Genomic DNA, 18,792 nt, shown 5'->3' with positions numbered 1-18,792 from the left:
TGATGGACGTTCTGGACGGCCCCGCGATCCGGCAGGCGCCCCTCCTGGTGGAGGGCGGCAACCACCGGCCGCTGACGCTGGACGATCCGCGGCTCGGCTGGCGGGTCGAGGACGGCTATGTCGACCTGTTCCACCTCGCGGCGGGCAGCGGCCGGCGCCGCCACCTGTTCCGGGCGGAAAGCGGGGCGCTGCTGTTCGGGGTGGGCAGGCCCGACGGTTCGACGCTGGTGGCGGTCGGGTCCATCGGCTCGCGGCTGCGCGGGGTGGCGCGGGAGGAGCTGGCCGGGGAGGAGGATTTCCTGCCCCATGCCGAGGCCTGGCTCCTGCGCCTGACCGATGCCGCGACCGGCGGCGAGGCGGTCTGGCCCGACCGGGTGGCGGAACCGGGCGAGCGGTCGCTCGGCCCCGGCGACCGGCTCCATGCCGACCCGCGCCGCCCGCTGTGGCTGGCGGTGACGGAGGGCGAGGCGGCATGGCTGGGCGGTCCGGCGACCGGGGCCGGCGAGCCGCCTCTGCCGATGGCCGACCGTGCCTGGATCGAGACCGCCGGCGGTGCCGCTTTGGCGGTCACCGAGGTCTGGCCCGACGCGGGCACGCTGTGGCCGGCTCTCGACCGCTTTCATGCGCGGGCACTCGACCGCATCGGCACCCGTATCGTCGCCCAGGCGGAAGGCGAGGCGAGGCGCGCCGCGCGCAGCCGGGACTCGGCACGGGACTCACTGGCCCAGGCGCTGGGCGGCCTGTCCGACCTCGTCGGCGGGCGGGCATCCACGGTCGCCGCAACCGCCGCGGCTCCCGCGGCGGACCCGCTTTCCGCCGCCCTGGCTGCCGTGATGGCGCATATGGGTCTGGAAGAACCGCCGCCCCGCATCGATGCCGCCGGAAAGCAGGCTGCGGAACTGTTGGCCCCGATGCTGGCCGCGGCCCGGCTGCGCGGGCGCAAGGTGGTGCTGCGCGACGGGTGGTGGCGCAGCGAAGGGGCGGCGATGCTCGGCTGGCTGGAGGAAGGCCGGGTGCCCGTGGCGTTGCTGCCCACCGCAACCGGCTTCGAGCTGCTGGACGCCACGGGGCGGCACCGGGTGACGCAGGGCGTGGCCGACGGCATGGCGGCGGAGGCGCTTCACCTCTACCGGCCGCTGCCGGCCCGGGCGCTGGATACGGCGGAGGCGATCCGCTTTCCCCTGCGCGGCCTGGGCGGCGACGGGCTGCGGCTGGGAGCGTGCGGACTGGCGGCGGCGGTGCTGGGGCTCTTGGTACCGATCGCCACCGGCTTCCTGTTCGACAGCGCCATCCCGCGCGCTGATACCGGGCAGCTCGTCTTCATCATCGCCGGGCTGGCCGCCGCCGCCATCGGCGGGGCGATGTTCGACCTCGTCAAGGTGATGGCGGTACTGCGGCTGGAAAGCCGGATCGACGGGGTGATGCAGGCGGCCTTCATCGACCGGCTGCTGGCATTGCCGGTCGGCTTCTTCCGCCGCTTCACCGCCGGCGACCTCGCCGACCGGGCGCTGGGATTGCAGACCGTGCGCGAGATCCTGGCCGCCAGCACGGTGACCGGCCTGCTGGGCGCCCTGTTCGGTTCGGTCAGCCTGGGGTTGCTGGCGGTCTATGACTGGCGCCTCGCCCTGGTCGCGACGGGGCTGTCGCTGCTGTCGGCACTGGTGACCGGGGCTCTCTCCTACGGCCAGCTGCGGCACGAGCGCGAGCACATCCGCCGCCAGGGTCGGCTGGACGGGCTGGTCCTGCAGCTGATCGTCGGCATCGGCAAGCTGCGCGTCGCCGGGGCGGAGCCGCGGGCGATGGCGGAATGGGCGCGCGGCTTCTCGGCACAGAAGTCCCGCGCGGTGGCCGCCCAGTGCTACGGCAACGCGCTGGAGACCTTCCACGCCGCCTTCCCGACGCTGGCGACCATCGCGGTGTTCCTGGCGGTGGCGCTGCTGATGGAATCGGATGCCAAGCAGCAGGCGCTCCAGGCCCTGGCGGCGACGCCGGGGCAGGAGGCGCCGGCCGCCTTCTCCACCGGCAGCTTCCTGGCCTTCATCACCGCCTTCGGGCAGTTGCTGGCGGCGCTGACCGAAATGGCGCATGCTCTGACCAGGAGCCTGACCGTCCTGCCGCTGCTGGAGCGCGCCCGTCCGATCCTGGACACCGCACCGGAGGTGCCGGCCGGCCGCGATGCGCCGGGCGCGTTGCAGGGCGGCATCACCTTGAGCCGCGTCGGCTTCCGCTATGCTCCCGACGCGCCGCCGGTCCTGCACGACCTCAGCCTGTCGATCGCGCCGGGGGAGTTCGTCGCCATCGTCGGGGCGTCGGGCAGCGGCAAATCCACGGTGATGCGCCTGCTGCTGGGCTTCGAGCGGCCGGAGCAGGGCGAGCTGTTCTTCGACGGCCGCGCCGCCGAACGGCTCGACCTCGCCGCGGTGCGCCGGCAGATCGGCGTGGTGCTGCAGAACGGCCGCATCACCTCGGGCAGCCTGTTCCAGAACATCGTCGGCACCGCGCCGCTCGGCCTGGACGACGCCTGGCATGCGGCGCGGCTGGTCGGGCTGGACCAGGACATCGAACAGATGCCGATGGGCATGCACACCGTGCTGATGGACGGCGGCGGCACCCTGTCGGGCGGCCAGCGCCAGCGGCTGATGATCGCCCGCGCCCTGGTCCACCGCCCGCGCGTGCTGCTGCTGGACGAGGCGACCAGCGCGCTCGACAATCGCACCCAGGCGGTGGTGACGGCCTCGCTCGCCAAGCTCAGCGTCACCCGGGTGGTGATCGCCCACCGGCTCAGCACCATCCGCGACGTCGACCGCATCCTGGTGCTGGAGGGCGGACGGCTGGTGCAGGCGGGCCGCTATGAGGAGCTGATGGCGGTGGACGGCCCGTTCCGCACGCTGGCCAGCCGGCAATTGCTTTAGGGTCTCGAAGGGAAAGCCATGCGCAAGGTTCTGTATATCCTGGGCAATCTCAGCGACGAGGACGTCGAATGGATGGCCCGCGCCGGCCGGCGGCTCGATCTGGCCGGCGGGCAGGTGCTGGTGCGCCAGGGGGAGGCTTCGGATTCGCTCTACATCGTGTTGGAGGGCCATGCCACCGTCGAGGTCGCCGGGGTCGGCACCGTCGCGCGGCTGGGCAGCGGCGAGGTGATCGGCGAGGTGTCCTTCGTCGACTCGGCGCCGCCCTCGGCCACCGTGTCGGCGGACGGGCGCTGCATCGTGCTGGCGCTGGCCAAGCGGGAGATCGAGGCACGGCTGCGCAGCGACGGCGGCTTCGCCGGGCGCTTCTACAAGGCGCTGGCGATCTTCCTGGCCGACCGCCTGCGCGGAACGGTCGATCGGCTGAAATTCGGCAAGGGCCAGGCGATGGACGCCGGCCGGATCATGGAGGACGAACTGGACGAGGGGCTGCTCGACCAGGTCTCGCTGGCCGGCGCGCGGTTCGAGCGGATGCTGCGGACGTTGATGGCGGCGCGGGGGTAGGAGAGGGGCGCCGAAGCGCCCCCTCCCGCAAGCCGATCCCTTACGGCTTGGCCCTTACAGCTTCGCCGCCGCGTCGAACACCGCGTGGCTGTAGGCGCCTTCCGGCTTCTTGGAGATCACCGGCGCCGAGGCGCCCGACATCAGGATGCCGACGGTGCGGTCGAAATCGGCCGGGTCGAGATAGCCGGTACCCTTGGCACCGCCCTCGATCAGCTTGGCGACCTCCTGCATCATGGTGGTCTGGTGCTCTTCGGTCTGGGCGCCGGTGGTGTCGTTCTCCAGCACGATCTTCACCGCCTCGGCCTGATTCTTGGCGGCATAGTCCCAGCCCTTAGCCGAGGCCTTCACGAACTTCGCCAGCTTCTCGACGATCTTCGGATCGGACAGAGCCTTCTCCGTGGCGTAGAGGCCGTCCTCCAGCGTGGCGACGCCCTGGTCCTGGTACTTGAAGACGGTCAGCTCGTCGGCCTTCATGCCGGCCTCGATCAGCTGCCAATATTCGTTGTAGGTCATGGTGGAGATGCAGGCCGCCTGTTTCTGCAGGAGCGGATCGACGTTGAAGCCCTGCTTCAGCACCTTGACGTCCGGGCTGGAACCGGAGGTGGAATAGCCCAGCTTGCTCATCCAGGACAGGAAGGGATATTCGTTGCCGGAGAACCAGACGCCCAGCGTCTTGCCCTTGAAGTCCTTCGGATCCTTGACGTTGGCGTCCTTGCGGCAGGTCAGCATCATGCCCGACTTCTGGAACATCTGGGCGATGTTGACCAGCGGCACGCCCTTCTCGCGGCTGGCCAGCGCCGACGGCATCCAGTCGACGATCACGTCGGCACCGCCGGCGGCGATGATCTGGGTCGGGTTGATGTCGGGGCCACCGGCCTTGATGGTGACGTCCAGCCCGGCGTCCTTGTAGAAGCCCTTGGCCGCCGCGACGTAATAGCCGGCGAACTGGGCCTGGGTGACCCATTTCAGCTGGAGCGTCAGCGGATCGGCTGCTGCTGCCGGCGCACCCCAGCCGGCGAGGCCGGTGAGCGCGGTGGCGGCGAGCAGGACGGCGGAGGCTAGGGTCTTCATCGCGTTCGATCCTCTTCTGGCTGGGGTTTGTTTTGGCTTGAAGGACTGGAAGGCGGTCAGCGTTTGCGCAAAGACGGGTGCCAGGCGGTGATATGCCGCTCGGCGACGATGGCCCCGATCAGGGCCAAGGTTGAGTCGATCTTCAGTCCGTTCAACAAAAAGGGCAAGGCGCAGGGAAGCCGCAGAACCTCGCGTCGTCGTCCATTAGGGAGGACGGGAGCAAGAAGCGAGCCAGACGGGGCAAGGATGGGGTGCTCGGTGGGCAGGAGGTTGGTCTTGCGGAGGGAAAACCTGTCTTTCGGGACAGGAACTGACGGGATGGACAGCGTGGCGGCGGGGCACTGTACCGGCAGGCGCACAATTTTCGGGCCGACGCTGTCCCGTTGGTGATTTTTCGGGCAGGGGGACATACCCTCTCCCGCCCCGAGAGTGGCTATTCACGCCGCCCTTGCCAGTCCTGCCCCGTCCCAGCTAACTGTTCGGACCGCCGACAGACCACCGGATGCCATGTTCGACAGCTTCCTGCTCGCCTTCACGGCGCTCTTCTCCATCGTCAATCCTCTGGCGATGGCGTTGATCTTCAGTCAGGTGACCGCGGACAGCAGTCCGCGCGACCGGGCGAAGCTGGCCGGGCTGGTCAGCCTCTATTCGGCCATCGTCATGCTGACGGCGCTGTGGGCCGGCGCCTATGTGCTGAACTTCTTCGGCGTGTCGATGGCGGCGCTGCGGATCGCCGGCGGCTTCGTGGTGGCGGAGCGCGCTTGGGCGCTGCTGACCGCACCGGAACGGCACGAGGCGCGCAAGCAGGAGCAGGCCGCTCCGACCAGCGACAACGACCGGCTGGCGGAATCGGCCTTCTTCCCGATGACGATCCCCTTCACCACCGGGCCGGGCACCATCTCGGTCGCCATTGCACTGGGATCCACCCGGCCGACGCGCGGGGCCGGCGGGCTGATGGAGTTCTTCATCGGCATGTCGGGGGCGGCGCTGGCGATCGCCGCGCTGATCTGGCTGTCCTACCGCTCCGCCGACCGCATCGTCGCCTTCCTGGGGCCGACGCGGGTGCGGGTGCTGACCCGGCTGTTCGCCTTCCTGCTGTTCTGCGTCGGCGTCCAGATCCTGCTGACCGGTGTGCTGGACGCCTTCCCGTTGCTGTCGCAGAAGGGCTGAGCTCAGCTTTTCGGGCGCAGGTCCTGCACCCGCTTGGCCTTGCCGATGGAGCGGGCGATGCCGCCGGGCTCGGCGACCTCGACGCGGGTGCTGATGCCGATCAGCGACTTGATCGAGTGCTGCAGGTGCCGGGCATGGCCGTCCCACTCCGACGGGTGGATGTCGTCGTGCATCTCGACCCGGACGGCGAGGTTGTCCATATGGCCGTCGCGGCTCACCACCAGCTCGTAATGCGGGGCGAGAGCGGGGATCTTGCAGATCAGCTCCTCGATCTGGGTCGGGAAGACGTTGACGCCACGGATGATGAGCATGTCGTCGGAGCGGCCGGTGATCTTGTCCATCCGCCGCATGCCGCGCGCCGTCGGCGGCAGCAGCCGGGTCAGGTCGCGGGTGCGGTAGCGGATGACCGGCATGCCCTGCTTGGTCAGGGTGGTGAAGACCAGTTCGCCATAGGAGCCGTCGGGCAGCACCTCGCCTGACTCGGGGTCGATGATCTCGGGATAGAAATGGTCCTCCCAGACCACCGGGCCGTCCTTGGTCTCGACGCATTCCGACGCCACGCCCGGCCCCATCACCTCCGACAGGCCGTAGATGTCCACCGCGTGGATGTTGAAGGTGCGCTCGATCTCCTCGCGCAGCGCCCCGGTCCAGGGCTCGGCGCCGAAGATGCCGACGCGCAGGCTCGTGCTGCGCGGGTCGATGCCCTGGCGGCGCATCTCGTCGGCGATGTTCAGCATGTAGGACGGCGTGACCATGATGATGGTGGGCTTGAAGTCCTGGATCAGTTGGACCTGTTTCTCGGTCTGGCCGCCCGACATCGGCACCACGGCGCAGCCCAGCCGCTCCGCCCCGTAATGGGCGCCGAGGCCGCCGGTGAACAGGCCGTAGCCATAGGCGATGTGCACGATGTCGCTGCGGGTGCCGCCGGCCGCCCGGATGGAGCGGGCGACCACCTCCGACCACACGTCGATGTCGCCCTTGGTGTAGCCGACCACCGTTGGCCGCCCGGTGGTGCCGCTGGAGGCGTGGACGCGGACGATGTCCTCCATCGGCACGGCGAACATGCCGTAGGGATATGCCTTGCGCAGATCGTCCTTCACGGTGAAGGGAAACAGCGCCAGATCCTTCAACTCCTTGAAGTCGTCGGGATGGACGCCCTTCGCCTCGCACTTGGCACGGAAGGACTCGACGTTGGCGTATGAATGGCGGAGCGACCATGCCAGCCGCTCCGTCTGCATGCCCACGATCTCGTCGCGGCTGGCGAACTCGTAGCGGTCCATGCCGGGCTTGGTCTGGTTCGCGCCGGTGTCGGTCATGATGGACATGGTGCGCTTCTCCCCTTCGTGCTGATCCCCGGCGCTTGGCGGCCAGTGTTGCCTTTATCCGTTGGCCCTATCCGTTTAGACCCGCTCCACCATCATGGCGATGCCCTGGCCGACGCCGATGCACATGGTGCAGAGCGCGCGGGTCGCCTTGCGATCCTCCAGCTCCATCACCGCGCTGGCGACCAGACGGGTGCCGCTGGCGCCCAGCGGGTGGCCGAGCGCGATGGCGCCGCCGTTGGGGTTCACATGCTCGGCATCGTCGGGCAGGCCGAGCATGCGCAGCACGGCGAGACCTTGCGCCGCGAAGGCTTCGTTCAGCTCGATGACGTCGACGTCGGCAATGGTCAGGCCGAGGCGGGCCAGCAGCTTCCGCGTCGCCGGCGCCGGGCCGATGCCCATCACGCGCGGGGGGACGCCGGCCACGGCGGTGCCGAGGACGCGGGCTCGCGGGGTTAGGCCGTAGCGCTTCACGGCGTCCTCCGACGCCACGATCATCGCGGCGCCGCCGTCGTTGACACCCGACGCATTGCCGGCGGTGACGCTGCCGCCGTCCTTGCGGAACGGGGTGGAGAGCTTGGCCAGTGCCTCCAGCGTGGTGTCGGGGCGCAGATGCTCGTCGGCGGCGATCACCGTCGGCTCGCCCTTGCGGCGGGGGATGGAAACCGGGACGATCTCGCGGGCCAGACGCCCTGATTCCTGGGCGCGGCCGGCGCGCTGCTGGCTGCGGACGGCGAAGGCGTCCTGGTCGGCGCGGGAGACGGCGTAGTCGGCGGCGACGTTCTCCGCCGTCTCCGGCATGCTGTCGATGCCGAACGCCGCCTTCATCAACGGATTGACGAAGCGCCAGCCGATGGTGGTGTCGAAGATTTCGGCCTGACGGGAGAAGGCGCTGTCGGACTTGCCCATGACGAAGGGCGCGCGGGTCATGCTTTCGACGCCGCCGGCGACGATCAGCTCGGCTTCGCCCGCCTTGATGGCGCGGGCGGCCATGCCGATGCTGTCCATCCCGGAGCCGCAGAGGCGGTTGACCGTGGTGCCCGGCACGGTTTCGGGAAGACCGGCCAGCAGCGCCGCCATGCGGGCGACGTTGCGGTTGTCCTCGCCGGCCTGGTTGGCGCAGCCGAGGATCACGTCGTCGACGGCGGACCATTCGACGCCGGGGTTGCGTTCCATCAGGGCCTTCAGCGGCACCGCGGCGAGATCGTCCGGGCGCACCGGGGCCAGCCCGCCGCCGTAACGGCCGAAGGGGGTGCGGACGGCGTCGCAGAGGAAGGCTTCACGCATGGGAGGCTCCGGGAACGGGGATCACGCTGCCGGCGAGACGCGCCGACTGGCCGCGGAACAGGCCGACCACCGTGCCGTCCTGGTTGGTGACGGTGACGTCGTAGACGCCGGAGCGGCCGCGCTTGTGCACCTCGCGGCATTCGGCGGTCAGCAGGTCGCCCAGCTTGGCCGGAGCCGGGAAGGTGATGGAGCAGCCCGCCGCCACCGTCACCTCGTTCGCCGCGTTGCAGGCGTAGGCGAAGGCGGTGTCGGCCAGGGTGAAAGTCATGCCGCCATGGCCGATGTCGTGGCCGTTCACCATGTCCTTGCGCACGGTCATCGCCATGCGCGCATAGCCAGGGGCGATCTCCAGCAGTTCGATGCCGTGGGCCTGGGCGCAATGGTCGCGCTCGTACATGCCGCGGCCGACCGCTTCGGCGAGGGATTGGGGATCTTGGAGATCGGTGCTCATTGGAGCGGCTCCTTACCCCCTCTCCCCCCCGGGGAGAGGGTTGGGGTGAGGGGGATGCGCGGCGTGAAGTCGGTGGTGGCGCCGGGGTTTCTGCCGCTTGCGGAGCCAAGCGGCGCGACCCCCTCACCCTGACCCTCTCCCCGGGGGGGAGAGGGGATTTCGAGATGGGGGATGCGGGATGCGGCGATCCTCCGGCGCAGCAGGGCCGAGGCGCGGTAGCGGTCCTCGCCGTAGGTGCGGGCCAGCGCGTCGAGCACGGCCAGCACATGGGGCAGCCCGATGCGGTCGGCCCAGGCTAGCGGACCCAACGGGTAGTTCACGCCCTTGGTCATCGCGAGGTCGATGTCGGCGGCGCTGGCGACGCCCTGCATCGCCGCATCGGCCGCCTCGCTGGCGAGCATGGCGACGGTGCGCATCACCACCAGACCGGGGGCGTCGTCGATCACCGACACCGCCTTGCCCAGCGCCTGGAACAGTCCGGCGGCGACGGCAACCGCCTCTGACGGCGTGCCGTCGGCGGGGGCCAGCGCGATGCGGGTCGCCTTGGCGTAGTCCAGCGCGAGGTCGACCAGCACCAGCGGGGCGATGCCGTCCTCCGCCGCTCGCGCGGTGGCGGTGCGACCGTCGGTCAGGGCCAGGGTAATGCCATCGGCGACGAGCAGGCCGGGACCGGCGGTTTCTTCCACCGCGATGCCGGCCTCGCGCAGAAGCCCGACCAGCGCCGCAGCGGGGCCGAGGTCGCCCCGCACGACCACCCGCCGCGGTCGGGGGGCCGGCTCGGCGTTGCGCGGCACCGGCTTGGCGGCGCCGGGGCTATGGTCGTAGAAGCCGAGGCCGGTCTTGCGGCCGAGACGGCCGGCCTCGACCAGTTCCTGCTGGATCAGCGAGGGCTGGAAGCGCGGGTCGCCGAAATAGGCGGCGTGGACCGAGCGGGTGACGGCGAAGTTCACGTCATGGCCGATCAGGTCCATCAGCTCGAACGGCCCCATGCGGAAGCCGCCGGCCTCGCGCACCACCGCATCGATGGTGGCGGGATCGGCTGCCTGTTCCTGCACCAGCCGCAGCCCTTCGGCGTAGAAGGGGCGGGCGACGCGGTTGACGATGAAGCCGGGAGTGGAGCGGCAGCGCACCGGGCTCTTGCCCCAGGCCTTGGCCGTGTCGAACAGCGTGTCCAGAACCGCCGCATCGGTGGCCAGCCCGCTGACGATCTCCACCAGCGCCATCAGCGGCGCCGGGTTGAAGAAATGCAGTCCGGCCAGCCGTTCCGGCCGCCGCACCCCGGCACCGATGGCGGTGACCGACAGCGACGAGGTGTTGGTGGCGAGGATGGCGTCGGGACCGACGATGCCCACAAGCTCGGCGAACAGGCGGCGCTTGACGTCGGGATCCTCGACGATGGCCTCCACTACCAGACCGGCGGGGGCGAGGTCGGACAGGCCGTCCACGGCCCGCAGCCGGCCGACGGTGGCATCGCGTTCCGCCGCCGTGCGCTTGCCCTTCTCGACCAGCGCGGTCAGGGCTTTGGCGATGGAGTCGACGGCGGCCTGCGCGGCTCCGGGGCGGGTGTCGACCAGCAGCACCGGGTGGCCGGCCTGGGCCGCGACTTGGGCGATGCCCTGGCCCATCGCGCCGGCCCCGACCACTGCGACGGTGACGGACGGATCGAGTGCCGCCATCACCGCCCCTCGAATTTCGGCGCGCGCTTCTCGACGAAGGCCGACACGCCTTCGCGATAGTCGTGCGAGTGGCCGGCCTCGCGCTGGAGGTCGCGCTCCAGGTCGAGCTGGGTGTCGAGGTCGTTGGCGGAGGAGGCGTTGAGCGCCTGCTTGATCAACGCCAGACCACGCGTCGGCTGGGTGGCGAGGTGGCGGGCGAGCGCACCGGCTTCCGCCATCAGCCTGTCGTCGTCGACCGCCTTCCAGATCATGCCCCAGGCTTCGGCCTGCTCGGCCGGGACCTTGTCGCCCAGCATGGCGAGGCCCATGGCGCGGGCATGGCCGACCAGACGCGGCAGGGTCCAGGTGCCGCCGCTGTCGGGGATCAGCCCGATCTTGCAGAAGGCCTGGATGAAGCTGGCCGAGCGCGCCGCCAGCACGATGTCGCAGGCCAGCGCGATGTTGGCGCCCGCCCCGGCGGCGACGCCGTTGACCGCGCAGACCACCGGCATCGCCAGGCTGCGCAAGGACCGGATCAGCGGGTTGTAGTTGCTCTCGATCGACACGCCGAGGTCGGGGCCCTGGGCACCGGGGGCGACGGCGCGGTCGGACAAATCCTGCCCGGCGCAGAAGCCGCGCCCGGCGCCGGTCAACAGCAGGCAGCGCACCGATTTGTCGTCGCGCACCTCGGCGATGGCCTCGCGCAGCTCCTCATGCATCGCCGCGGTGAAGCTGTTCAGCCGGTCCGGCCGGTTCAGCGTGATGGTGGCGACGCCGTCGGCGATGTCGAGGAGGATGGTCTTATCGGCACTCTCCATGGTCCCGCTCATTGCGCGGCCTCCAGCACCGGAACGCGGCTCTGCACCACGCGGAAGCGGTTGGCGACGAAGGCGAGGTCGCACAGCGCGGCGTTAGCCGCCGGGTTGGCGCCGGTGCCGTGGAAGTCGCTGAAGGCCGCCGACTGGTTGATGAAGACGCCGCCGGTCAAATTGACCGACAGGGCGACGCCGGCCTCGACGAACAGGTCGGTCGCCTGCTCGATCAGCTGCGCATCGGTGCTGTAGAGGCCGGCGGTCAGCGCCCCCTTGGTCCGGGTCAGGCGGGCGGCGCGCTCCAGGCTGTCGGCGGTGCCGTCGGTCTTGACGATGATGGTGATCGGGCCGAACAACTCATGGCCGTATTTGTCCTCGTCGGCCGCATCCATGGTCAGGATGAGGGGCGTGCGGATGCGGGCGTTGGGGAATTTCGGATGGGCGATGGCGCGCGACGGCAGCACGACGGTGCCGAGCTTGGCGGCTTCGTCGATGCGGGCGAGCGTGGCGTCGGATTGGATGGCGCCCAGCACCTCGACCGCGCGGTCCGGGTCGGACAGGAACTTGTCGACGCCGCCGGCCAGCGCCGAGACGACCTGATCGAAGCTCATGCGCTCCGGCCCGGCCTGGATGCCGTCCTTGGGCACGAAGATGACCTGGGTCGTCGTGCACATCTGGCCGGAATAGAGGCTGAGGGTGAAGGCGAGGTTGCGCACCATGCCCTTGGGGTCGTCGGTGCCGTCGATCACCACGCTGTTGACGCCGGCCTTCTCGGTATAGACCTGGGCCTGGCGGGCGTTCTGCTCCAGCCAGTCGCCGAAACCGGTGGAGCCGGTGTAGTCGATCACCGCCACCTCGGGCCGCAGCGCCAGATCCTTGGCGATGGTGTCGCCGATGGCCAGCGTGACGAGGTTGGGATCGAGCCCGCACTCCGCCACCACCTCGCGCGCGATCCGCACGGTGATGGCGAGCGGCAGGATGGCGGTCGGGCCGGGCTTGACGATCACCGCATTGCCGGTGACGAGGCTGGCGAACAGGCCGGGATAGCCGTTCCAGGTCGGGAAGGTGGCGCAGCCGATGACCAACCCGACGCCGCGGCCGACCACTTCGAAACGCTTGTCCATCACCAGCGGCGGGTTCTTGCCCTGCGGCTTTTCCCAACGGGCGGCCGGCGCCTGGTCGGTCATCGCCTTCCAGCCATAGGCCACCGCCTCCAGCCCGCGGTCCTGGGCGTGCGGGGCGCCGGCCTGGAAGGCCATCATGAAGGCCTGACCGGTGGTGTGCATCACCGCGTTGGCGATCTCGAAGGACCGCGCATTCAGCCTTTTCAGGATTTCCAGGCAGACGCCGGCCCGGCCGTTCGGCCCCGCCTTGCGCCAGCCCGGCATCGCCGTCTTGGCCGCCGTCACCAGCGTCTCGATGTCCGACACCGGATAGGTGATGCCGAGGTCGAAGCCGAAGGGCGAGCGCTCGCCCCCCGCCGTTCCGCTGACGCCCGGCTGGCCCAGGTCGAAGGGCTTGTCGCGGTAGGCCGCGAAGGCCGCTTCGCCATCGGTCGCCGCCGTCTCGCCATAGGCACGCGGGCTCGGCATTTCGGGGAAGGCCGACCAATAGGCGCGGCTGCGGCAGGCCTCGACGGCCTTCTGCAGCGTCGCCTCGTGCGTCTCGAACAGCGCTTGCGGGGTGGTGGTCATGGCGGGGCGTTTCCTTGTTCTCGTTGGCTGGGCGGCGTTGGCTGGGCGGTGTCCAATCAGGCGGCGTCGAAGTCGATGACGACCCGCTCGGTCAGCGGGCGCGACTGGCAGGTCAGGACATAGCCGGCCTCGACCTCCCACGGTTCCAGGGAGTAGTTCTCGGCCATCTCGACCTTGCCTTCGCGCACCCTGGCGCGGCAGGTGCAGCAGACACCGGACTTGCAGGAATAGGGCAGGTCGGCGCCATGCCGGTGGGCGGCTTCGAGGATGCTCTCGCCGTCGTAGGGCAGGGTGAATTCCTTGCGCTTGCCGTCCTGAAGGATGGCGATGGTGGCGGCATCGGTCGGCGTATCGACGGCCACCTTCTTCACGGCCGGGCGTGCCGGGGTCGTGGTGCCGAACAGCTCGACATGGATGTTGGCGGCCGGTGTGCCGCAGGCGGCCAGCGCGTCGCGCACCTCCTCCACCATCGGCTGGGGACCGCAGAGGAAGGCGGCGTCGATGTCTTCAGCCTTCAAGGGACCGGCGCACAGTTCCCGCACCAGGGCGGCGCCGATGCGGCCGCCCAGCAGCCCGGCCTCTTCCGGCTCGCGGCTCAGCACATGGTGGATGACCAGCCGGCCGATGTAGCGGTTCTTCAGATCCTCCAGCTCTTCCCGGAAGATGATGGAGGAGACGGTGCGGTTGCCGTAGACCAGGACGAAGCGGCTCTTCGGTTCCTGCGCCAGCACGGTCTTCAGGATCGACATCACCGGGGTGATGCCGCTGCCAGCGGCGAAGGCGACGTAGGTGCGGACTGCCGCCGGGTCGATCGGGGTGTGGAAGCGCCCCATCGGCGTCATCACCTCCAGCACCGCGCCCGGCGCCAGCGACTGGTTGGCGTGGGTGGAGAACAGGCCGCCGTCGACACGCTTCACCGCGACGCGCAGTTCGCCCTCGTCCATGCCGGAACAGATGGAGTAGGAGCGCCGCACCTCCTCGTCGCCGATGCGGGTCTTGAGGGTCAGGTACTGGCCCTGGACGAAGCGGAAGCGGTCGGCGAGATCGGCCGGCACGTCGAAGGCGATCGACACGGTGTCCGCGGTCTCCCGGCGGCACTCGCGGATGGTCAGCGGGTGGAAGCTGGGGCTGGTCATGGGGTGGTCCTCGGTCGGGCCGGGTGAGTGGTCGCGGCGATTGCCCCCACCCCGACCCTCCCCCGCTGGGCGGGGGAGGGGGCCAGGAGCTTTGCGGGAGTGCGGCGGAGTTCCCTCCCCTGCGAAGCGGGGGAGGGTTAGGGTGGGGGCATCGCGGCCGGCGCTTCCACTCAATGGCATTTGAACACGTCGAACGGTTCGAGGCAGGCGTTGCAGGCGTGCAGCGCCTTGCAGGCGGTGGAGCCGAAGCGGCTGATCTGGCGGGTGTCTTCCGAGCCGCAGCGCGGGCAGGCGATCCCCTCGTCCGGCGCGGTCAGGGCGCGCTTGCCGGAGTGCGGCGGCGGGACGATGCCGACCTCGGCCAGCTTTTCCCGGCCGGTGTCGCTGATCCAGTCGGTGGTCCAGGGCGGGGCGATCACCACCGACACCCGGGCGTCGAGGCGCGCGCGGGCCAGCGCGGTTTCCGCCTCCAGCACGATCACGCCGGTCGCCGGGCAGCCGGAATAGGTCGGCGTCAGCGCCACCGACAGCCGGCCTTCCGCATCGGCCGAGACGGCGCGGACGATGCCGAGGTCGACGATGCTCAGCACCGGGATCTCCGGATCCATCACCCCGGCCAGCGCGTCCCAGGCGGCTTTCACGCCCGCGTCGGCACCCGGTTCCGGTCCCCAGCAGCCCGCTGCATCCGGCATGACGGCCTCACCAGTTCGCGTCGGGATAGGCGCGCGGCAGGAACTGCATCTCGGCCAGCAGATAGCCCAGATGTTCGCTGTGCTCGCCGCGGCGGCCGCCCTTCTGCATCCAGCCGTCGGCCGGGCGGTCGAGGGTGGCCTCTCCCAGCACCGCTTCGACGCGGGCGGTCCAGGCGGCCTTCAACTCGGCCGGGTCGGGGAGGATGCCGGCGGCGACCAGCGCCTGTTCGGCCTCGTCGCGCTCGAACATCTCGCCGGTGTAGGGCCAGAGCCGGCCCAGCGCATCGGCGACCTTGGCATGGCTGATTTCGGTGCCGTCGCCGAGCCGCACCAGCCAGTCGCCGCTGTGGCGGACATGGTAGCGCACCTCCTTCACCGCCTTGGCAGCGATGCCGGCGAGCGTCTCGTCCGTCGACGCGCAGAGCCGCCCGTACAGCTCCACCGCCCAGGCATCGTGCAGGAACTGGCGGACGATGGTGTGGCCGAAATCGCGGTTGGGCTGCTCGACCAGCAGGTGGTTGCGGTAGTCGAAAACGTCGCGGCGGTAGGCGAGGCGGTCCTCGTCGCGGCCCTTGCCTTCCAGCTCGCCGGCGTAGGTCAGCAGCATGCGGGCATGGCCGACGAGGTCGAGCGCGACGTTGGTCAGCGCGATGTCCTCTTCCAGCTCCGGCGCGTGCCCGCACCATTCCGACAGCCGGTGCCCCAGCACCAGCGACGTGTCGCCCAGCCGCAGCGTGAAGGCGAACAGGGCCTCCTTGAGATCCGTGCTCATCAGATGTTCTTCACGTCAGCGGGGATGTCGTAGAAGGTCGGGTGGCGGTAGACCTTGTCGTCGGCCGGGTCGAACAGGCTGGCCTTGTCCGTCGGGTCGGACGCCGCGATGCTGGCGGCGGGGACCGCCCAGATGCTGACGCCCTCGCCGCGCCGGGTGTAGACGTCACGGGCATTGTCCAGCGCCATGCGGGCGTCGGCGGCGTGCAGGCTGCCGACATGCTTGTGCGACAGCCCGTTCTTCGGCCGGATGAAGATCTCGAACAGCGGCCAGTCCTTACGATCCATCGTCTCGTCCCCCTCGGATTTCTTCGGTCAGCCGGCCTTCTTCAGGGCGCACTGCTGGCGTTTGGCGGCGTGGGCGACGGCGGCTTCCCGCACCCAGGCGCCGTCGTCCCACGCCTTGCGGCGGGCCTCGATGCGCTCGCGGTTACAGGGGCCGTTGCCCTTCAGGATCTCGTTGAACTCGGTCCAGTCGATGGCGCCGAACTCGTAATGGCCGGTCCCGGCGTTGAAGCGCAGCTCCGGGTCGGGGATGGTCAATCCCAGGAACTCCGCCTGCGGCACGGTGGCGTCGACGAAGCGCTGGCGCAGCTCGTCGTTGGAGAAGCGCTTGATCTTCCAGGCCATGTTCTGGGACGAGTGGGCCGACTGCTCGTCCGACGGGCCGAACATCATCAGCGATGGCCACCACCAGCGGTTCAGCGCGTCCTGCGCCATCCGCTTCTGCTCCGGCGTGCCCTGGGCCAGCGCCAGCATCAGCTCGTAGCCCTGGCGCTGGTGGAAGCTCTCCTCGCGGCAGATGCGGACCATCGCGCGGGCGTAGGGGCCGTAGGAGCAGCGGCAGAGCGGCACCTGGTTCATGATCGCCGCGCCGTCGACCAGCCAGCCGATGGCGCCGATGTCGGCCCAGGTCGGGGTCGGGTAGTTGAAGATGCTGGAGTATTTGGCCTTGCCCGCCAGCAGCTGGCCGACCAGCTCGTCGCGCGACACGCCCAGCGTCTCGGCGGCGCTGTAGAGGTAGAGGCCGTGCCCGCCCTCGTCCTGCACCTTGGCGAGCAGGGCCACCTTGCGGCGCAGGGTCGGCGCGCGGGTGACCCAGTTCCCTTCCGGCAGCATGCCGACGATTTCCGAATGGGCGTGCTGCGAAATCTGACGGACCAGCGTGCGGCGGTAGCCCTCCGGCATCCAGTCGCGCGGCTCGATCTTTTCTTCGGCGTCGACGCGCTCCTGGAAGCGGCCCTGCAGACGGGCCTCATCCTCCGTCACCAGCCGGGGGGACGGCTGAGCGCCCTGCTCGGTCTTGGCATCCAAACCTTGCGTGTACATCGGCACCCCCGAAATGGATTGCGCGTCCAGCGAACATTTTCTAAGGGAAAAATATGATACAGATCAACGACTGTAAAGATGATTTATGTGTCGCTTTAGGGCCAGGATGCGGATTGCTGGAAAAATCATTCTATAACAATCTATTGGGAAAAATTTTCTCAAGACGTCCGGGATCGTCGCCGCCGCATGACCGGGCGTCTGTTCATTTGCCGATACACTATCGGCATATCTTTCGGATTTTGTGCGCTGCGGCGCAGGCCGGCCGATGGCGGCGGAGAATCGTCGTTTCCCGGCCGACGGCGATGCTCGGCCTTGATCTGTCGGTCAGGTGGGGGGAGCGGCGAAATTCCGCCGCGTCAAGGCGCCGGTTCAGGCGAACGGGAGCCGCCGAACCGCCTTGCATCCTTCAGCATCGTTTTCATGCCTCGTCTTCGGTGACGGCGAGGCCGTGGTCATTCCCCGTGCGATCCCGGGTGGATCGCCGCAGTTCGTCGCGAGGGGGAATGACGGTCGAGTCCGGATCGGGGCGGACGCGAGTTCCAGAAGCCGGCACCGACACGCCGGCCTGGTGGCGGAAGCCTTACGCCTTCGCCCGGTCGTCGTCTTCCCGCTTGTTGTTGTTCTGGTGGCGGGGGCCGGCGAAGGCGCGTTCCAGGCGCTTGGGCACGCGGATCAGATGAAGATACAGCTCGTCGAACTGGCCGACGGAGGCGAGCTGGCGCACGTCGTTAACGGTGATGCGCTGGCCGTTCAGCTCGATCAGTCCGCTGTCGCGCAGTCGCCGCAGGGTGCGGTTGATGTGCACGATGCTCAGCCCCAGCGCATCGGCCAGGATCTCCTGCGTCACCGGCAGAACGAAATGGCCGTCGGTCGCCATGTTGACGACGCTGAGGCGGCGGAGAAGCTCGACGATCAGGTGGGCGGTGCGTTCCAGCGCGGTGCGCCGTCCCAGGCTGAGCAGCCGTTCGGCGACCATGGCCTCCTCCCGTGCGCCGGACCAGGCCAGCGCCGCGGCGAGGCGCGGAAAGGACCGGAACATCTCGCCGATCCGCTCGGGCGGGAAGCTCGCCACCTCGACCGCTGTCAAGGTGGTGACGCTGTGGTCGGCAGATTCGAACAGCGTGCAATACATGCCGATGATGTCGCCGGGAAGAACGAAGTTCACGACCTGACGCCGGCCGTCCGGCAAAGCCTTGTGGCGGATCGCCCACCCGTCCCTGATGATCCGGACGTCCCGGTATTTTTCGCCTTGTTGGAGAAGATCGGTCCGTGGCGGCTCACGAGCGATTGTCCTTTCCAAATCGGCAAGGTACATCTTCTCCTCCTCCGACAGGACGAGGTAGCTGCTCAATTTGAGCCACAATGGAGTGGTGTCGAGGGCGCGGCTCGCCGGTGCGCGAGTCATGATCGTATCTTTGCCTTCTTTGTCATAATATTGGCGCTCTCATAAACGGACGCGCAGATAAGCCGGTTCCGCGTGATCTCGAACGTTTAGGGTTTTCAGCAAAGGCGGCCACAACATAGGTTAATCGGTCGGAGATTTTTCTCGAACGGCCTGTGACGCGCAGCCGACCCCGTTGTTGTTTCCTATGCAATAGGACGTATCGGCAGGATGGCTTCTGCAAGGGTGCTGCCGGCTGGGCGGCCGGGCAAACCGGAAAGACTTATCGAACGGGGGACGTGATGACGGCGGAGGAAGAGGCGGCAGGGATGGCCGCTCTCTCGATTTGCGAATCGCTGGTGATTGCGATGGTTGAAAAGGGCCTCCTGACGGTCGAGGAGGCGCGAGGCGTGCTTGAGGACGCGGCTGCGGCGCATCTGCGGCAGGGGATGCTCGAACCGCCGAATCTGCAGCAGGACATGGCGGTACGATTCATCGAACGGCTCGTCCTGCAGGTGGATGTCGCCGGCCAGAAGCGTTAGATCGGA

17 protein-coding genes and 1 pseudogene are annotated in these 18,792 nt (G+C 69.2%); 4 read left to right on the top strand and 14 right to left on the bottom strand.

Annotation, left to right across the window (positions count from 1 at the left end; all coding sequences use genetic code 11):
* The first annotated feature begins 2 nt into the window (after nucleotides 1–2).
* Together JHL17_RS17755 and JHL17_RS17750 are read left to right on the top strand one after the other, a co-directional pair.
* Complete coding sequence (locus JHL17_RS17755; RefSeq protein ID WP_200194995.1) at nucleotides 3–2,912, top strand: NHLP bacteriocin export ABC transporter permease/ATPase subunit; 2,910 nt, start codon at nucleotides 3–5, stop codon at nucleotides 2,910–2,912.
* 18 nt (nucleotides 2,913–2,930) lie between these two features.
* Nucleotides 2,931–3,473 (top strand): cyclic nucleotide-binding domain-containing protein, encoded by a 543-nt coding sequence (locus JHL17_RS17750; protein ID WP_200194993.1) that lies wholly within the window; start codon nucleotides 2,931–2,933, stop codon nucleotides 3,471–3,473.
* A 54-nt stretch (nucleotides 3,474–3,527) separates the two neighbouring features.
* Here the strand turns inward: JHL17_RS17750 and JHL17_RS17745 are convergent, their stop codons facing one another.
* The gene (locus JHL17_RS17745; RefSeq protein WP_200194991.1) at nucleotides 3,528–4,544 is read right to left on the bottom strand and encodes an ABC transporter substrate-binding protein; all 1,017 of its coding nucleotides are present in this window, start codon (nucleotides 4,542–4,544) and stop codon (nucleotides 3,528–3,530) included.
* Between the two features lie 56 nt (nucleotides 4,545–4,600).
* Nucleotides 4,601–4,744: pseudogene (locus JHL17_RS37100) on the bottom strand (ABC transporter permease); the annotation flags it as partial.
* Between the two features lie 307 nt (nucleotides 4,745–5,051).
* Between JHL17_RS37100 and JHL17_RS17740 the strand changes: the two are divergent.
* Nucleotides 5,052–5,714, top strand: coding sequence for a MarC family protein (locus tag JHL17_RS17740; protein WP_200194989.1), 663 nt, complete (start codon nucleotides 5,052–5,054; stop codon nucleotides 5,712–5,714).
* Nucleotides 5,715–5,716: 2 nt separating this feature from the next.
* Here JHL17_RS17740 and paaK read toward each other — a convergent pair whose 3' ends face one another.
* From paaK to JHL17_RS17680, 12 genes are all read right to left on the bottom strand, one after another.
* Nucleotides 5,717–7,039, bottom strand: a complete 1,323-nt coding sequence (gene paaK / locus JHL17_RS17735) for a phenylacetate--CoA ligase PaaK (protein ID WP_200194987.1) — start codon at nucleotides 7,037–7,039, stop codon at nucleotides 5,717–5,719.
* Nucleotides 7,040–7,114: 75 nt separating this feature from the next.
* Entirely contained in the window at nucleotides 7,115–8,323 is a 1,209-nt protein-coding gene (gene pcaF, locus JHL17_RS17730; RefSeq protein ID WP_200194985.1) for a 3-oxoadipyl-CoA thiolase, read from the bottom strand.
* A complete protein-coding gene (paaI, locus tag JHL17_RS17725) occupies nucleotides 8,316–8,774 on the bottom strand; it encodes a hydroxyphenylacetyl-CoA thioesterase PaaI (protein WP_200194983.1) in 459 nt (152 codons plus the stop codon). The genes pcaF and paaI overlap by 8 nt, the downstream gene beginning before the upstream one ends.
* A complete protein-coding gene (gene paaH, locus JHL17_RS17720) occupies nucleotides 8,771–10,450 on the bottom strand; it encodes a 3-hydroxyacyl-CoA dehydrogenase PaaH (protein ID WP_200194981.1) in 1,680 nt (559 codons plus the stop codon). Before paaH ends, paaI begins: the two co-directional genes overlap by 4 nt.
* A complete protein-coding gene (gene paaG / locus JHL17_RS17715; protein ID WP_425599631.1) occupies nucleotides 10,450–11,259 on the bottom strand; it encodes a 2-(1,2-epoxy-1,2-dihydrophenyl)acetyl-CoA isomerase PaaG in 810 nt (269 codons plus the stop codon). The genes paaH and paaG overlap by 1 nt, the downstream gene beginning before the upstream one ends.
* On the bottom strand, nucleotides 11,256–12,935 hold the full coding sequence (gene paaN / locus JHL17_RS17710) for a phenylacetic acid degradation protein PaaN (RefSeq protein ID WP_200194979.1): 1,680 nt from the start codon (nucleotides 12,933–12,935) through the stop codon (nucleotides 11,256–11,258). The genes paaG and paaN overlap by 4 nt, the downstream gene beginning before the upstream one ends.
* Nucleotides 12,936–12,991: 56 nt before the next feature.
* Entirely contained in the window at nucleotides 12,992–14,071 is a 1,080-nt protein-coding gene (gene paaE / locus JHL17_RS17705) for a 1,2-phenylacetyl-CoA epoxidase subunit PaaE (protein ID WP_200194977.1), read from the bottom strand.
* 170 nt (nucleotides 14,072–14,241) lie between these two features.
* A complete protein-coding gene (gene paaD, locus JHL17_RS17700) occupies nucleotides 14,242–14,763 on the bottom strand; it encodes a 1,2-phenylacetyl-CoA epoxidase subunit PaaD (RefSeq protein ID WP_200194975.1) in 522 nt (173 codons plus the stop codon).
* Nucleotides 14,764–14,770: 7 nt separating this feature from the next.
* Nucleotides 14,771–15,535 carry a 1,2-phenylacetyl-CoA epoxidase subunit PaaC gene (paaC, locus tag JHL17_RS17695; protein WP_200194973.1) on the bottom strand — a complete coding sequence of 255 codons (765 nt, stop codon included), beginning with the start codon at nucleotides 15,533–15,535 and terminating at the stop codon, nucleotides 14,771–14,773.
* The gene (gene paaB / locus JHL17_RS17690) at nucleotides 15,535–15,822 is read right to left on the bottom strand and encodes a 1,2-phenylacetyl-CoA epoxidase subunit PaaB (RefSeq protein WP_109051597.1); all 288 of its coding nucleotides are present in this window, start codon (nucleotides 15,820–15,822) and stop codon (nucleotides 15,535–15,537) included. Before paaB ends, paaC begins: the two co-directional genes overlap by 1 nt.
* 27 nt (nucleotides 15,823–15,849) lie before the next feature.
* On the bottom strand, nucleotides 15,850–16,863 hold the full coding sequence (paaA, locus tag JHL17_RS17685) for a 1,2-phenylacetyl-CoA epoxidase subunit PaaA (RefSeq protein WP_200194971.1): 1,014 nt from the start codon (nucleotides 16,861–16,863) through the stop codon (nucleotides 15,850–15,852).
* Between the two features lie 580 nt (nucleotides 16,864–17,443).
* Nucleotides 17,444–18,268 carry a Crp/Fnr family transcriptional regulator gene (locus JHL17_RS17680; protein WP_200194969.1) on the bottom strand — a complete coding sequence of 275 codons (825 nt, stop codon included), beginning with the start codon at nucleotides 18,266–18,268 and terminating at the stop codon, nucleotides 17,444–17,446.
* 278 nt (nucleotides 18,269–18,546) lie between these two features.
* On the opposite strand from JHL17_RS17680, the gene JHL17_RS17675 reads away from it, so the two are divergent.
* Entirely contained in the window at nucleotides 18,547–18,786 is a 240-nt protein-coding gene (locus JHL17_RS17675) for a hypothetical protein (RefSeq protein WP_211113460.1), read from the top strand.
* Nucleotides 18,787–18,792: the final 6 nt, after the last annotated feature.

It is taken from the genome of Azospirillum endophyticum (assembly GCF_016595245.1).
Lineage (GTDB): Bacteria > Pseudomonadota > Alphaproteobacteria > Azospirillales > Azospirillaceae > Azospirillum > Azospirillum endophyticum.
Note: the sequence above shows the minus strand (reverse complement) of the source record. Positions and strands in the feature narration are given on the sequence as shown.